The organism is Pseudomonas sp. NyZ480 (genome assembly GCF_029537255.1).
GTDB lineage: Bacteria > Pseudomonadota > Gammaproteobacteria > Pseudomonadales > Pseudomonadaceae > Aquipseudomonas > Aquipseudomonas taiwanensis.
The window spans coordinates 674048-688710 of record NZ_CP120626.1; the positions used below are offsets into that span (position 1 = coordinate 674048).

A 14663-nucleotide genomic window follows, 5' to 3' on the forward strand; every position below is an offset into this window, starting at 1 on the left:
TGCTTACTGCTGGTGCTCACCGCGCTCGCGGGCAATGGCCCGGTAGCCGATGTCGGTCCGGTAGAAGCTACCGTTCCAGCTGATTTCCTTGGCCAGGCGGTAAGCCTGCTGCTGAGCGTCGGCAACCGTGCTGCCCATCGCCGTGGCGCAGAGCACGCGGCCACCGTTGGTCACCACTTGGCCATCCTTGAGCGAAGTACCGGCGTGGAACACCTTGCCTTCGATCTTGGCCGCTGCTTCCAGGCCGCTGATCACGTCGCCCTTGGCGTAGTCGCCCGGGTAACCGCCTGCTGCCAGCACCACGCCCAGGCTCGGGCGCGGGTCCCACTGGGCCTCGACCTTGTCCAGGGCCTTGGCGAAGGCGGCCTCGACCAGCAGCACCAGGCTCGACTCCAGGCGCAGCATGACCGGTTGGGTTTCCGGGTCGCCGAAGCGGCAGTTGAACTCGATGACCTTGGGGTTGCCCGCTTTGTCGATCATCAGGCCTGCGTACAGGAAGCCAGTGTAGACGTTGCCTTCCTCGGCCATGCCCCGCACGGTCGGCCAGATCACCTGCTCCATCACACGCTGGTGCACCTCGGCAGTGACCACCGGGGCAGGGGAGTAGGCACCCATGCCGCCAGTGTTCGGGCCGGTGTCCTTGTCGCCGACGCGCTTGTGGTCCTGGCTGGTGGCCATTGGCAGGACGTTCTGGCCGTCGACCATGACGATGAAGCTGGCTTCCTCGCCGTCGAGGAACTCTTCGATCACCACGCGCGAACCCGCGTCGCCGAAGGCGTTGCCGGCCAGCATGTCACGCACGGCGGCTTCGGCTTCTTCCAGGGTCATGGCGACGATCACGCCTTTGCCTGCGGCCAGGCCGTCGGCCTTGATCACGATTGGCGCACCCTTCTCCTTCAGATAGGCCAGGGCAGGCTCGATCTCGGTGAAGTTCTGGTAGTCGGCGGTCGGAATCTTGTGACGGGCGAGGAAGTCCTTGGTGAAGGCCTTGGAGCCTTCGAGCTGGGCCGCGCCCTTGGTCGGGCCGAAGCAGTCCAGCCCACGGCTGCGGAACAGATCGACCACACCGATAACCAGCGGTGCTTCAGGACCGACGATGGTCAGGTCGACGTTCTTCTCGGCGAAATCGGCCAATTGCTCCAGGGCACAGACGTCGATGGCGACGTTCTCGCACTTGGCTTCGATGGCGGTGCCAGCGTTGCCTGGGGCAACGAAGACTTTCTCGACGCGTGGGTCCTGGGCGACTTTCCAGGCCAGGGCGTGCTCACGGCCGCCGCTGCCGATGATCAAAACTTTCATGTCAAAACCTCGAAATCTGTCGAACGAGAGTGGTTGCCTCTCGCTTTGCGAGGTCGCAGTAAAGCAGGTGGATGCAAGGCGAAGCCGGTTCCGATGAGCGTAGTTGCCTTCTGGCAATGAGCATCAGCGGAACCGGCCCCAACGCAGCAGATACCTGCTTCAGTGCGGCCGATTGCCGTAAATCAGTGGCGGAAGTGGCGCATGCCGGTGAAGACCATCGCGATGCCGGCTTCGTCAGCAGCAGCAATCACCTCGGCATCACGCATCGAGCCACCGGGTTGGATCACGGCGCTGATACCCACTTTAGCCGCATTGTCGATGCCATCACGGAACGGGAAGAACGCATCCGATGCCATGACCGCACCCTGAACCTGCAAGCCAGCATGCTCCGCCTTGATGGCGGCGATACGGGCGGAGTTCACGCGGCTCATCTGGCCAGCACCGACACCGATGGTCTGACGCTGCTTGGCGTAGACGATGGCGTTGGACTTGACGAACTTGGCCACTTTCCAGGCAAACACCAGGTCATGGATTTCCTGCTCGGTCGGGGCGCGCTTGGTGACGATCTTCAGGTCATCGGCGGTGATCATGCCGATATCGCGGCTCTGCACCAGCAGGCCACCGTTGACGCGCTTGAAGTCCCAACCGGCGGCGCGCTCGGTAGGCCACTCGCCACACTCCAGCAGACGCACGTTCTGCTTGGCGGCAACCACTTCACGGGCGGCCTGGGAAATTTTCGGCGCGATGATCACTTCGACGAACTGACGGTCGACGATGGCTTTGGCGGTTTCGCCGTCCAGCTCGCGGTTGAAGGCGATGATGCCGCCGAAGGCCGACTCGGTGTCGGTGGCGTAGGCCAGGTCATAGGCCTTGCGGATGCCGCCTTCGTCTTCAGGGACGACGGCCACGCCGCATGGGTTGGCGTGCTTGACGATGACGCAGGCTGGCTTGACGAAGCTCTTCACGCACTCCAGCGCGGCATCGGTGTCGGCCACGTTGTTGAACGACAGCTCCTTACCCTGCAGTTGGAGGGCGGTGGAAACGCTGGCCTCGCCTTTCTTGGCCTCGACGTAGAACGCCGCGCTCTGGTGTGGGTTCTCGCCGTAGCGCATTTCCTGGGCCTTGACGAACTGGCTGTTGAAGGTGCGCGGGAATTCGCTGCGGCCTTCGGTGCTCAGGGTCTCTTTGGCCTGGTCGATGGTGCCCATGTAGTTGGCGATCATGCCGTCGTAGGCGGCGGTGTGTTCGAAGGCCTTGAGCATCAGGTCGAAGCGCTGGGCGTAGGTCAGGCCACCGGCCTTGAGGTTCTCAAGGACGCTGGCGTAGTCGCTGGCGTTGACCACGATGGCCACGTCCTTGTGGTTCTTGGCGGCCGAACGGACCATGGTTGGACCACCGATGTCGATGTTCTCGATGGCGGTTGGCAGGTCACAGCCCGGCTTGGCGATGGTGGCTTCGAACGGGTACAGGTTGACGGCGACCAGGTCGATCGGCTTGATGCCGTGCTCGTTCATGATGGCATCGTCGATGCCGCGGCGGCCCAGGATGCCGCCGTGGATTTTCGGGTGCAGGGTCTTGACCCGGCCATCCATCATTTCGGCGAAGCCGGTGTAGTCGGCCACTTCCACCGCGTTCACGCCGTTGTCCTTGAGCAGCTTGTAGGTGCCGCCGGTGGACAGGATCTCGACACCGAGCTGTTGCAGCTCACGGGCGAATTCGAGGATACCGGTCTTGTCGGAGACGCTGATCAGGGCGCGGCGGACTGGCAGGCGGGTAGTCTGGTCGGTCATTTCGGGTTCCAATAACGCGGTGGAGTCAGCAAAAAAGGCGTCCCTTTGCAGAGGCCGCCTTTTCTGATTGGGATTCTGGCTTTACAACAAGTCGTACTGCTTGAGCTTCTTGCGCAGGGTGCCACGGTTGAGTCCGAGCATCTCGCTGGCCTTGGTCTGGTTGCCCTTGACGTAGTTCATCACGCATTCGAGCAGGGGCGCCTCGACTTCAGAGAGCACCAGGTTGTACACGTCCGTAACGGTAGCGCCTTCCAGGTGGGCGAAGTAGTTGTGCAGCGCCTTCTCGACGCTGTCGCGAAGGGTCTGGCCCTCTTCGCTCGGCGTGTTGAGGTGCTGTTTGAGGTTGGCGTTGTCGCTCACGGGCGTTGTTCCACTCACTAATGTCTCGGTCATCATCGTCATGCGGCCACCCCTTGTCCGTCCTCTGTCTCAAGGCTCTGTCGACGCTCGCTGAAAAAGGCGCGAACGTTGGCGCACTGCGCTTGTGTGTCTTCCAAAGCGTTGAACCGGGAGCGAAACTCCTTGCCACCGGGTCTTGTTGCCAGGTACCAGCCGACGTGCTTGCGGGCGATACGTACGCCCATTACATCGCCATAGAAGGCATGCAGCGCGGCCAGGTGCTCCAGCAGGATGCGTTCCACTTCGTCCAGCGTGGGGGCTGGCAACTGCTGGCCAGTCCTCAGGTAATGCTCGATCTCGCGAAAGATCCAAGGCCGCCCTTGGGCAGCCCGGCCAATCAACAGGCCGTCGACGCCGGTGGCGTCCAACACCGCCCGGGCCTTTTCTGGCGAAGTGATATCGCCGTTGGCGAAAACCGGGATCGACACCGCCTGCTTGATGGCAGCGATGGTGTCGTATTCGGCTTCGCCGGTATACAGGTCGGCGCGTGTGCGGCCATGTACCGCCAGCGCCTGGATGCCGGCCTGCTCGGCGATTTTCGCCACGTTCAGGCCGTTCTTGCTCGCCCGGTCCCAACCCGTGCGAATTTTCAGCGTCACCGGGACATCCACTGCACCGACTACGGCGTGGAGGATCTCGCTGACCAAGGCTTCATCTCTCAATAAAGCAGAGCCTGCGGCTTTGTTGCAGACTTTTTTTGCCGGGCAGCCCATGTTGATGTCGATGATCTGGGCGCCAGCTTCGACGTTGGCCCGGGCCGCCGCTGCCATCATCTGCGCGTCACCCCCGGCGATCTGGACCGAGCGAGGCTCGGGATCGCCTTCATGGATGCGGCGCAGGCTGGACTTGCGGCTGTTCCACAGGCTCATGTCGCTGGTCACCATTTCCGATACCACCATGCCTGCGCCCAAGCGCTTGCAAAGTGTGCGGAAAGGTTGGTCCGTAACCCCGGCCATAGGAGCAAGGATCAGGTTGTTTCGCAGTGTATAAGGGCCGATGCGTACCGCCGACATAGGTGTTCCCTGTTGTGGGGCCGAATCATTGGAGTCCGAAAAAGGGTTGGCATGATACCCGCTCTCGGTGACCGGATAAAGATGGATTTGGATAAAATCTGAACAGCTGCGGCCTTATGCCCGAAGGTTTGCGACAGCAGGCCAGCGCCGGCAAGATGCCGGCCCGACACCGCCGGTCACTCGGGAGAGCGGAAGCTGAGGCTGTAGTTCACGGCCTTGGGGCCCGGGTCGAGAATGTCCAGGGCGATGTGGATCGGGGTCTGGCTGGGCATTTCGCCACGCCCGGCCAGCTCCCCGGAGAGGTACTCGCTGGGCTTGAAGCGACGGCTGGCGATCAACTGGCCGTTGAGGTCGGCAAAGCGCAGCTCCAGCAGCGGGAATGGCTGCGCGAAGGGCGCGCGGTTGTAGATGATCGCATCGACGATCAGTGCACCCTTGAAGTCGGGGTGGCTGCGCACCACAAGGTTGCTGCTCTTGATGCGGGATATGTCGACGCGGGTCGGCACCTCGCAGCCCAGCAGCGGGCAGACTTGCTGGAACCAAGGACGGTACTGGTCCTGGCGGGCCATCTCGTCGAAGTGGTACCAGATGTACTGGAAGGCCAGCAGGCCTGCGGCCACTAGCGTCAGTAGGCCCCACAAAAGACGTTTGCCCCAGTTGGGTCGGGGTTTCTCCCAGTCCAGTTGCAGCGGGTCGTCGACCACATCGACCAGGGGTTCCTTGCGCGCCGGGCGCTCGGCCTTGGCGACCAGGTCGGGTTCGATGCGCTCGCCCGGCACCGGCTCGAACGGTTCGTCGTCACGGGCCGACAGGTGCAGGTCGGTGTCGTCATCGTCACGGGCGCTCAGGCCTTTGACGTGGACTTCATCCTCGGCTACCGAGAGCGGCTCGCTGAAGGTCTCTTGCGGCTCGACCTCGGTGCTTGAGCGCGCTGGCGGTTCGTCGTCGAAATCCAGGTCCAGGGTCGTGCCCAGGGTCGGTTCGGTGCGGTCGCCGGGTTCAGGCTCCCGTTCCAATGGCTCCTGCTCCAGCAAGACGGGGGCAGGCTCGGCCGCAGCTTGGGGTTCGAGCGGTTCAGGTGGTTCGTCGATGGCGTTGCCGAACGGCTCGTCTGCCAGATCGGGCGGGGCGGGCTCGTCACGACGGGCGTGCAGTGCCCTGTCGCTGTTCGGGATGTGTGGCTCTGCCGGTTGGCCACGTCGCTCGAGTCGGGCCAGTTCCTGGTCCAGGTCGAGTGCGTCCAGCGCTTGCGCGGTGGCAGCCCAGTCTTGCGGCTCGGCAGCAGGCTCGCTGACCGGCGGTAGCGGCGCGAGAGCAGGTGCCGCGACAGGCTCTGCTGGCGGTACGGGCGCGCGAGCGGCGCCAGCACGGTTTTGCTCCAACAGTTGCTTGGCCGCATTGAACACCTGCAGGCAGTGGCCGCAACGTACTACGCCGCGCGCCACGCTCAACTGGTGATGGGTGACGCGAAAGCTGGTTTGGCAATGCGGGCACTGGGTGACGAAACTGTCGGTCATGCGGCAATCCGGGAGCTGTGCAGAGACTTATTCTAGGCCTGCCTATCGGCGGCGACCACTGATGCGCACCCAGCCGTCACGGACGACGATCGGGTCCAGCTCGAAGTCGGCGGCGTAGGCAGCGGCCACTTCTTCGCCTTGCTCGGCGAGAATGCCCGACAGGGCCAGCAGGCCACCTGGACGAACCAGGCCAGACAACTGCGGTGCCAGCGAAACCAGCGGGCCGGCCAGAATGTTGGCGACTAACACGTCGGCCTGCATGGCCGGCATGTCTTCAGGCAGGTACAGGGCCAGGCGCTCATCGGCGATGCCGTTGCGCTGGGCGTTGTCGCGCGAGGCCTCCAGGGCCTGTACGTCGATGTCGGTGCCGACCGCTTCACGGGCGCCCAGCAGCAGCGCGGCGATGGCCAGGATGCCCGAGCCACAGCCGAAATCCAGCACCTGGGTGTCTTTGAGCTGTTGGCCATCGAGCCATTCCAGGCACAGGGCGGTGGTCGGGTGGGTGCCGGTACCAAATGCCAGGCCGGGGTCGAGGAGCAGGTTGACCGCGTCTTTCTCGGGCGCCTCGTGCCAGCTTGGCACGATCCACAGGCGCTGGCCGAAGCGCATCGGCTGGAAGTTGTCCATCCAGCTACGCTCCCAGTCCTGGTCCTCGATCACTTCGGCGTGGTGCTCGGGCAACGTATCGCCGGTCAGCAGGCGCAGGTGGGCGAACACATGCTCCGGCTCGGCGTCGGCTTCGAACAGGGCCAGAAGATGGGTGTGCGACCACAGTGGGGTGGTGTTGAGGTCGGGCTCGAAGATCGGTTGATCCTCGGCGTCCATGAACGTCACCGAGACGGCGCCCACTTCGAGCAGGGCGTCTTCGTAGGTTTCGGCTTGTTCCGGGCTGATGGCCAGGCGTACTTGCAGCCAAGGCATGGCGGGCACCTTTGGTAAATCGACAGGGGCAGCCCGAGGCTGCGCGAAGGCTGGCAGTTTACGCGAGTGCGGTGGGTTTGTGGATGACTTGCGGGCTAATCGGCGGCAAGCAGACGCCTACGGATACACACGTGCGCTGTAGGAACCGGCCTGCCGGCGATGGAGTGCAAAGCACTCCTCCAGAATCACTGCTGACGCAGGCTCTCGAGCAACTTGTGCGTCGGATACCCATCCGCCGGCCATCCCAGTCCTTGTTGGGCATTACGAATGGCCTTGCGGGTGTTCGCGCCAATGATGCCGTCGGCATTGCCTGCTTCATGGCCGCTGGCGTTGAGCAGGTTTTGCAGTTCAACGCGCTCGGTCCGGCTCAGCGGCAGGTCTTCCTTCGGCCAGCTGCCGGCGATGAAGCCCCAGCCACTGAAACGGTCCCCCAGCAGGCTCACGGCCAGGGCATAGGACGACGAGTTGTTGTACTTGAGGATCGCGCGGAAGTTGTCCAGGACCAGGAACGCCGGGCCGCGTGCGCCGGCCGGCAGCAGGAGTGCGGCAGACAGCTGGTTGCTGCCCGAAGGCAACTGCGTGCCGGCGGGCAGTTTCACGCCCATCTGCAGCCACTCGTAGACAGGCTTGCGCAGCGCGCCATCAGCTTGCCAGTAATCGAAGCCGGCCGGCAGCTGGACCTCGAAGCCCCACGGTTGGCCGCGTTTCCAGCCCGAGCTCTGCAGGTAGTGAGCGGTGGAGGCCAGGGCGTCGGGGGTGCTGTTCCAGATATCCCGGCGGCCATCGCCGTCGAAATCCACTGCATGGGTGTTGTAGGTGGTCGGGATGAACTGGGTCTGGCCCATGGCACCGGCCCAGGAGCCGCGCATGGCGTCTGGCTGGATGTCGCCGTTCTGCAGGATTTGCAGGGCAGCGATCAGTTGGTCCTGGGCGAACTGTGGGCGGCGGCCTTCATAGGCCAGGGTAGCCAGCGAGCGGATCACCGACTTGTTGCCCTGGAACTGGCCGAAGTTGCTCTCCATGCCCCATACCGAGACCAGCACCTGGCGGTCGACACCATATCGTTGCTCGATGCGGCTCAACAGTTCGGCGTTCTGCTCCAGCAGCTTCTTGCCGTTGCGTACGCGCAGCGGCGACAGGGCACCTTCGAGGTACTCCCATACCGGACGGGTGAATTCAGGTTGGCTGCGGTCAGCCTTGATCACGTCCATGTCTGGCGTCACGCCAAGGAATGCACGGTCGAAGGTGTTGGCCGCAATACCGGCTTGCAGGGCTTGCTGGCGGAAACCGGCCTGCCACTGGGCGAAGGTTTGCAGAGGCTGGATTTCAGTGCTGACGTCAGGCGTTGCGGTAGGCAGCGTGACTACCGGGGCGGGCTGGGCGGGTGCCAGCGGCAGGGCGTCGGCGGCGGTGGGTTTCTCCGCGCAGGCGACGAGCAGGATGAGGCTGGATGCCACGATCAGTTGGCGGGTTTTCCAGCGAGGGCGAAGACTGAGAAGCATGCACAGATCCAGAATTGCAGGTCAGGTGCCGACCATACCATGCCTGCGCTCGCGATGCTTTCATGCTGCCAAAAAGTACGAAGCCTCCCAATCTCTCGATTGGAAGGCTTCGCGGCGGTAGCTGCCTTTGCCCTTGTTCGGTCGTTCTTGTCGGCATCGGAACAGGGGCTGGGCGACGATGGACTTGGCCTTGTTGGGCCCGTGCTTTTTCGGCTTTTTGCTCATGGTGCAATTCCCGTTGGGGTGGGTGTCGGGGCGCACTGTAGGCCTGTGGGCAGGGTGAGGCCAATTGATTGTGTTTATGGTCCGGCGGCCTATCGCCGTGGTTCGTCGTCGCGGCAATCTGGTACCTGGCGGGTGTGCAGGAGCTGCGTGTCGGCCAAGAGGCTCATTCGGGGGGCAGGACCAGACGCTGTCCGGCCATCAACAGCGATAGCCTGGCAAGCCCCGTCCAAGGCGAGCCCTCGGCCTGGCCCTTGATCTGCGCGTCGATACGCTGGGCGTCCTGCAGCAATTGCGCCCAACGCTGCGCGGAGAGACGCTGCAGGGCCTTGCTGACCAAGGGGCGGCGTTTGTCCCACACGGGCGGTCGCGCCTGGCTGAAGGCCTTGTCCAGCGGCACGCCTTGGCTGAACTGCTGCGCCAGGCCCGCCAGCAACCGCAACTCGCGGGCCAGCGCCCAGAGGATCACGGGTGGCTCGACACCTTCGCCACGCAGGCCTTCGAGCATGCGCAGGGCGTGGGCTGCCTCGCCATTGAGAATGGCATCGACCAACCCGAATACGTCGAAGCGGGCGCTGTCGGCAACTGCCGCCTGCACGGTTTCGACGGTGATCTGGTTGCCTTCGGCGAGCAGTTTGAGCTTTTCGATTTCCTGGGCGGCGGCCAGCAGGTTGCCCTCGACCCGTGCGGCGATCAGGTCGACGGCATCGCGCTGCGCCGACAGGCCAGCCTGGGACAGGCGCTGATTGATCCACTGTGGCAGTTGCTGAGTATCCACCGGCCAGATCTGGATGAACTGGCAGTGGGGCCCTTCGATCAGCGCCTTGCCCCATTTGGTCTTCTGCGCGCTGCCGTCCAGCTTGGGCAGGCTGATCAGCAGCAGGGTGTCCTCGGCAGGTTTGGCGCAGTACTCCATCAGCGCGCTGGCGCCCTTGTCGCCGGGCTTGCCCGAGGGCAGGCGCAACTCCAGCAGGCGGCGCTGGGCGAACAGGGAGAGGCTGGCGCCCGCTTGGAGCAGGGTGCCCCAGTCGAAGTTGGCGTCGGCACTGAACACCTGGCGTTCGTCGAAGCCTTGCTGACGGGCTGCGGTACGGATGGCATCGGCGGCCTCCTGGCACAGCAGCGGATCGTCACCGCTGACCACGTAGACCGGCGCCAGGGCACCTTGCAGGTGCTTGTTGAGTTGGGCGGGGGAGAGCTTCATGGGAAACAGGCGGGGCACCCTGGGGCGCCCCGCACGGGCTTAGTTGCCCGGAACTTCCAGGGGCGATTGCTGTGGCGTCTCGGCCTGCTGGCGGCGAGCGGCCTCCAGTGCGGCGGCTTCTGCCTTGGCGCGTTCGTCGGCTTCCTGCTGCAACTGGTCAAGCTGCGTCGGCGTCAGCATCTGCAGGCGCACGACCATGGCTTGCACCAGGTCGCGACGCATCTCGGTGCGGGCCTGTTCGGCTTCCTGGTCGGAACCTGTGATGTTGGAACCGTCGTGGATGTAGATCTTGCGGACTTCCAGCTTGTCGCTGAGCAGTTCGAGGTTGTTCAGGCCCAGGATGCTGTAGTCCAGCTCGGTGGTCAGCTCGTATTCGGCCGAGCGGTTGCCACCGCTGTAGGTCGCGGCGCGCTGGCTTTCTTTCTCGTTGGTCAGCACCAAGCGGTAGGGTGCGCCTGCGTGAACGTTGACGCCACTGCGCTGCAGCACTTCGCGCAGCTGGGTCACGGTCTCGCCGTAGGCGTTGCGCGCGCTGACGTCCATCTCTTTGACGCTCAGCTCGGTGGTACCGGTGCCGCGCAGCTGGAAACCACAGGCGCTGAGCACGACGGCCAGGCCTATTACCAGCAGATTGCGTTTGATCATGTTGTTGCTCCCTTGTGAGCCGATTCCGCCCGCCCGCATAGGCTGCGGGCGGGCGTTGCCATCAGTTGGCGACGATGTTGACCAGCTTGCCCGGTACCACGATGACCTTGCGGATGGTCAGGCCGTCGGTGAAGCGCAGGACGTTCTCGTTGCTGCGGGCTGCGGCTTCGATCTCCTCGCGGCTTGCGGCGGCCGGCATTTCCACCTGGCCACGCAGCTTGCCGTTGACCTGGACGACCAGGGTCACGGTGTCCTGCACCAGTGCGCTTTCATCGACAACTGGCCAGCTGGCGTCGATCACGGCCTGGTCATGGCCCAGTGCCTTCCACAGCTCATGGGAGATGTGCGGGGTGATCGGGGCCAGCAGCAGGGTCACGGCTTCCAGGCCTTCCTGCAGCAGGGCGCGGTCCTGTTCGGTGGCCTGCGGGGCTTTTTCCAGTACGTTCATCACGGTCATCACCTGGGCGATGGCGGTGTTGAACTTGTGGAACTGGCCGACATCATTGCTGGCCTGCTTGATCGCAGCGTGGATGGCTCGGCGAATGACCTTCTGCGCGTCGTCCAGGGCGGCGACATCCAGCTTGCCCGGCAGACCCTGGGTAACGTGGGCCTGGGCCAGACGCCAGACACGGCGCAGGAAGCGGCTTGCGCCTTCGACGCCGGAGTCGGACCACTCCAGGCTCATGTCGGGCGGCGAGGCGAACATCATGAACAGGCGGCAGGTGTCGGCGCCGTAGGCTTCGATCATCGACTGCGGGTCGACGCCGTTGTTCTTCGACTTCGACATCTTCTCGGTGCCGCCGATTTCAACCGGCAGGCCATCGGTCTTCAGGCGAGCGCCGATGATCTTGGCCTTGGCATCACGCTCGACTTCGACGTCGGCCGGGTTGAACCAGTCCTTGCCGCCGTTGCTGGCAACGCGGTAGTAGGTCTCGGCGACCACCATGCCTTGGGTCAGCAGGTTCTTGAACGGTTCGTTGGAGGTGACCAGGCCTTCGTCGCGCATCAGCTTGTGGAAGAAGCGCGCGTACAGCAGGTGCAGGATCGCGTGCTCGATACCGCCGATGTACTGATCGACTGGCAGCCAATGGTTGGCCGCTTTCGGGTCGACCAGGCCCTTGTCGTAGTTGGGCGATGCGTAGCGGGCGAAGTACCAGGAGGACTCGACGAAGGTGTCCATGGTGTCGGTTTCGCGCTTCGCTGCGGTGCCGCATTTCGGGCAGGTGCACGCATAGAACTCGGGCATGCGCGCCAGCGGCGAACCAGCGCCGTCCGGTACCACGTTCTCCGGCAGGACGACCGGCAGTTGGTCTTCTGGTACTGGCACGTCGCCACAGGATGGGCAGTGGATGATCGGGATCGGGCAGCCCCAGTAGCGCTGGCGGCTGATACCCCAGTCGCGCAGGCGGAACTGAGTGCGCGATTTGCCCAGCTCCTTGCGGATCAGGGCTGCTTCGATGGCGTCGAATGCGCCCGCGAAGTCCAGGCCGTCGAACTCGCCGGAGTTGATCAGCTGGCCGTGTTCGCCATAGGCCGCCTGCCATTCGCTGCCGACTTCGTCGCCAGCGCTGGTGCGTACCACTGCCTTGACTGGCAGGTTGTACTTGTGGGCGAACTCGAAGTCGCGCTCATCGTGGGCTGGAACAGCCATTACAGCGCCGTCGCCGTAATGCATCAGCACGTAGTTGGCGACCCAGACCGGCAGCTTCTCGCCGGTCAGCGGGTGCTCGACCAGCAGGGAAGTGGCCATGCCTTTCTTCTCCTGGGTGGCCATGTCGGCTTCGGCAACGCTGCCGCTCTTGCATTCGTCGATGAATGCCTGCAGCGCCGGGTTGCCCTGGGCGGCCTGGGTGGCCAGCGGGTGCTCGGCGGCGACGGCGACATAGGTGGCGCCCATCAGGGTGTCCGGACGGGTGGTGAAGACCTTCAGGGTACCTTCGTGGCCGATGCTCGCCTGGTCGTAGGGGAACTGTACTTCCATGCCGCGCGACTTGCCGATCCAGTTGCGTTGCATGGTCTTGACCTGTTCAGGCCAGCCCGGCAGCTCGTCGAGGCTTTCCAGCAGCTCGTCGGCGTAGTCGGTGATGCGGAAGTAGTACATCGGGATTTCGCGCTTCTCGATCAGCGCGCCCGAACGCCAGCCACGGCCATCGATGACCTGTTCGTTGGCCAGTACGGTCTGGTCAGCCGGGTCCCAGTTCACGGTACCGTTCTTGCGGTAGATGATGCCTTTCTCGAACAGGCGGGTGAACAGCCACTGCTCCCAGCGATAGTAGTCGGGTTTGCAGGTGGTGACCTCACGTGCCCAGTCGATGGCCAGGCCCAGGCTCTTGAGCTGGGTCTTCATGTAGTCGATGTTTTCGTACGTCCACTTGGCCGGCGCGACGTTGTTCTTCATCGCGGCGTTTTCCGCGGGCATGCCGAAAGCATCCCAGCCCATCGGTTGCAGGACGTTCTTGCCCAGCATGCGCTGGTAGCGGGCAATCACGTCGCCGATGGTGTAGTTGCGAACGTGGCCCATGTGTAGCTTGCCGCTCGGGTACGGGAACATCGATAGGCAATAGTAGGTGTCTTTGCCTGGCTGTTCGGTAACAGCGAACGATTGTTGCTCGTCCCAGAACTTCTGGGCGGCGGCTTCGATATCACGGGGCGTGTATTGTTCGTGCATGGCTACTTTTGGCTGAGAGAGAAGAGACCTTGTTCCAGGCAGCGGAACCTCGCTGCGTCCGGCACTCCGGTGTCGTGAGCGTGAACGCCGTAGCATACAGCAGCGCCGCACATCGTGGGAAACCCTGATTGCGAACGTCCGCTGGTCGCAGGGGTCGGCTGCTTTTTACAGTGACGCTAAGCTCATGGTTGGGGGGAGATATTCTTATCTTCAATGAGGTGAACGGATGGGAGAGACGCAGCTACCCGCAATCAAACCGGAGCTTTACGAACGCCTGATCGACCGTCTTGGGCTGGCGCTGGAAGTTGCCAGGACCTCGGTACGATTGCGCGACGAGATGCCCGCCGAGCTGGAACTGCGCGGCTTGAGCCATGCAGAGTTCGAAGTGATCAAGGCCTACCTGGAGTCGCTCCCGGAACGCCGAAATGCCTGCGTTGGCGCATACCCGCAAGCGGAGCCGGCCTCGGCAAAGATCATCTGGCTCAAGGACAAGCGACGCTCCACCGGCACGGCAAGATCCAGGACGCTGCCAAATCGTTAGCCGTTCAGGATTAAAGGCGCAGGCCATCGTGCGCCGGTGCTTCGATATACACCCTATGATCGGCGTCGGTCGCACTCTTGTTGCCCGACGCCGATCCTCTTAGGCTGCACGCCTTCCATGGAGGTGTGCCAATGCCGATTCGATTCTTCATCAAACAATGGTTGATGCCACCCGGCATCCTGTTCCTGCTCTTGCTGGCTGCCTGGTGGCTGCGTGCCAGGCGCCCGCGCCTAGCGGCGTTGTGCTTTGCTGTCGGGCTCGGAGGCTTGTGGTTGATGAGCCTGCCTGCGGTGGTGCAGGAGTCGGCGCGTTTGCTGGAGACCGAACCGCCTCTGGCTGTTGGTGAATGGGCGGGCCTGGCGAGCCGGGCCGATGCCATCGTGGTACTGGGGGCCGGGCGTGAACGGGGCGATCCGGCCTGGGGCGGTGGCGACCAGCCCAGCGCCTTGGCGCTGGAGCGCATGCGCTTTGCGGCGCGTCTGGCCAAGGCCTCTGGCCTGCCGGTGCTGACCAGCGGCGGCTTGCACTACGGCACGCCGCCGAGTGAGGCGCAGTTGATGGCCGACCGGTTGCAGGAGGACTTTGCCGTTGGCGTCAAATGGAAGGAAGAAGCCAGCCGTACGACCTGGGAGAATGCCCAGCTCAGCGCCCGGCTGCTTCAGCCTTTGGGTATTCGCCGGGTAGTGCTGGTGACGCAGGCATGGCACATGCAGCGCTCGCGCTGGAGCTTCGAGCAGGCGGGCTTCGAGGTGGTGGTGGCGCCGATGGGATTTCTTGGGCGTGATCATGCGCGGCCGTTTGGCGGGTTGCTGCCGGAGAGCCGGGCGGTGTGGCAAAGCGGGCAGTTGCTCAATGAGGCGGTGGGGTTGCTAGGGTATCGGTTGTTCTATTGAGATGGCCGTTCACCGGCAAACCGGCTCCAGCAGTGCCCCGCACGATCTC

The 14663-nt window shown here is 63.8% G+C and carries 13 protein-coding genes; 2 read left to right on the forward strand and 11 right to left on the reverse strand.

Going from position 1 to position 14663, the window contains the following annotated elements; translation table 11 throughout:
* Positions 1–3: 3 nt before the first annotated feature.
* The 11 genes from purD to leuS form a co-directional block, all read right to left on the reverse strand.
* Positions 4–1299, reverse strand: coding sequence for a phosphoribosylamine--glycine ligase (gene purD / locus P3R38_RS02990; protein ID WP_023378542.1), 1296 nt, complete (start codon positions 1297–1299; stop codon positions 4–6).
* A 182-nt stretch (positions 1300–1481) separates the two neighbouring features.
* Positions 1482–3089, reverse strand: a complete 1608-nt coding sequence (purH, locus tag P3R38_RS02995) for a bifunctional phosphoribosylaminoimidazolecarboxamide formyltransferase/IMP cyclohydrolase (protein WP_104882996.1) — start codon at positions 3087–3089, stop codon at positions 1482–1484.
* A gap of 81 nt (positions 3090–3170) precedes the next feature.
* On the reverse strand, positions 3171–3491 hold the full coding sequence (gene fis, locus P3R38_RS03000; protein WP_011535876.1) for a DNA-binding transcriptional regulator Fis: 321 nt from the start codon (positions 3489–3491) through the stop codon (positions 3171–3173).
* A complete protein-coding gene (gene dusB, locus P3R38_RS03005; protein ID WP_027907988.1) occupies positions 3488–4501 on the reverse strand; it encodes a tRNA dihydrouridine synthase DusB in 1014 nt (337 codons plus the stop codon). Before dusB ends, fis begins: the two co-directional genes overlap by 4 nt.
* A 176-nt stretch (positions 4502–4677) precedes the next feature.
* Positions 4678–6018: a DUF3426 domain-containing protein gene (locus P3R38_RS03010; RefSeq protein ID WP_104882995.1), complete on the reverse strand. Its 1341-nt coding sequence runs from the start codon at positions 6016–6018 to the stop codon at positions 4678–4680.
* A 42-nt stretch (positions 6019–6060) separates the two neighbouring features.
* A complete protein-coding gene (gene prmA, locus P3R38_RS03015) occupies positions 6061–6939 on the reverse strand; it encodes a 50S ribosomal protein L11 methyltransferase (protein WP_023378546.1) in 879 nt (292 codons plus the stop codon).
* A 185-nt stretch (positions 6940–7124) separates the two neighbouring features.
* Positions 7125–8441, reverse strand: coding sequence for a lytic murein transglycosylase (locus P3R38_RS03020; protein ID WP_027907990.1), 1317 nt, complete (start codon positions 8439–8441; stop codon positions 7125–7127).
* Positions 8442–8501: 60 nt separating this feature from the next.
* The gene (gene arfA, locus P3R38_RS03025; protein WP_023378548.1) at positions 8502–8666 is read right to left on the reverse strand and encodes an alternative ribosome rescue factor ArfA; all 165 of its coding nucleotides are present in this window, start codon (positions 8664–8666) and stop codon (positions 8502–8504) included.
* 163 nt (positions 8667–8829) lie between these two features.
* Entirely contained in the window at positions 8830–9867 is a 1038-nt protein-coding gene (gene holA / locus P3R38_RS03030) for a DNA polymerase III subunit delta (RefSeq protein WP_027907991.1), read from the reverse strand.
* Between the two features lie 39 nt (positions 9868–9906).
* Entirely contained in the window at positions 9907–10512 is a 606-nt protein-coding gene (gene lptE, locus P3R38_RS03035; protein ID WP_023378551.1) for an LPS assembly lipoprotein LptE, read from the reverse strand.
* Positions 10513–10573: 61 nt separating this feature from the next.
* Positions 10574–13180 (reverse strand): leucine--tRNA ligase, encoded by a 2607-nt coding sequence (gene leuS / locus P3R38_RS03040; RefSeq protein ID WP_023378552.1) that lies wholly within the window; start codon positions 13178–13180, stop codon positions 10574–10576.
* Between the two features lie 226 nt (positions 13181–13406).
* Between leuS and P3R38_RS03045 the strand changes: the two genes are divergently transcribed.
* Entirely contained in the window at positions 13407–13721 is a 315-nt protein-coding gene (locus P3R38_RS03045) for a hypothetical protein (RefSeq protein ID WP_023378553.1), read from the forward strand.
* Positions 13722–13852: 131 nt separating this feature from the next.
* Positions 13853–14614, forward strand: coding sequence for a YdcF family protein (locus P3R38_RS03050; RefSeq protein WP_027907992.1), 762 nt, complete (start codon positions 13853–13855; stop codon positions 14612–14614).
* Positions 14615–14663 lie beyond the last annotated feature (49 nt).

What these genes read in the sequence shown, in the direction of transcription:
- dusB (WP_027907988.1), bottom strand. Translation starts at nt 4,501, where the DNA reads ATGTCGGCGGTACGCATCGGCCCTTATACACTGCGAAACAACCTGATC.
- purD (WP_023378542.1), bottom strand. Translation starts at nt 1,299, where the DNA reads ATGAAAGTTTTGATCATCGGCAGCGGCGGCCGTGAGCACGCCCTGGCC.
- prmA (WP_023378546.1), bottom strand. Translation starts at nt 6,939, where the DNA reads ATGCCTTGGCTGCAAGTACGCCTGGCCATCAGCCCGGAACAAGCCGAA.
- holA (WP_027907991.1), bottom strand. Translation starts at nt 9,867, where the DNA reads ATGAAGCTCTCCCCCGCCCAACTCAACAAGCACCTGCAAGGTGCCCTG.
- P3R38_RS03045 (WP_023378553.1), top strand. Translation starts at nt 13,407, where the DNA reads ATGGGAGAGACGCAGCTACCCGCAATCAAACCGGAGCTTTACGAACGC.
- arfA (WP_023378548.1), bottom strand. Translation starts at nt 8,666, where the DNA reads ATGAGCAAAAAGCCGAAAAAGCACGGGCCCAACAAGGCCAAGTCCATC.
- P3R38_RS03020 (WP_027907990.1), bottom strand. Translation starts at nt 8,441, where the DNA reads ATGCTTCTCAGTCTTCGCCCTCGCTGGAAAACCCGCCAACTGATCGTG.
- leuS (WP_023378552.1), bottom strand. Translation starts at nt 13,180, where the DNA reads ATGCACGAACAATACACGCCCCGTGATATCGAAGCCGCCGCCCAGAAG.
- P3R38_RS03050 (WP_027907992.1), top strand. Translation starts at nt 13,853, where the DNA reads ATGCCGATTCGATTCTTCATCAAACAATGGTTGATGCCACCCGGCATC.
- fis (WP_011535876.1), bottom strand. Translation starts at nt 3,491, where the DNA reads ATGACGATGATGACCGAGACATTAGTGAGTGGAACAACGCCCGTGAGC.
- P3R38_RS03010 (WP_104882995.1), bottom strand. Translation starts at nt 6,018, where the DNA reads ATGACCGACAGTTTCGTCACCCAGTGCCCGCATTGCCAAACCAGCTTT.
- lptE (WP_023378551.1), bottom strand. Translation starts at nt 10,512, where the DNA reads ATGATCAAACGCAATCTGCTGGTAATAGGCCTGGCCGTCGTGCTCAGC.
- purH (WP_104882996.1), bottom strand. Translation starts at nt 3,089, where the DNA reads ATGACCGACCAGACTACCCGCCTGCCAGTCCGCCGCGCCCTGATCAGC.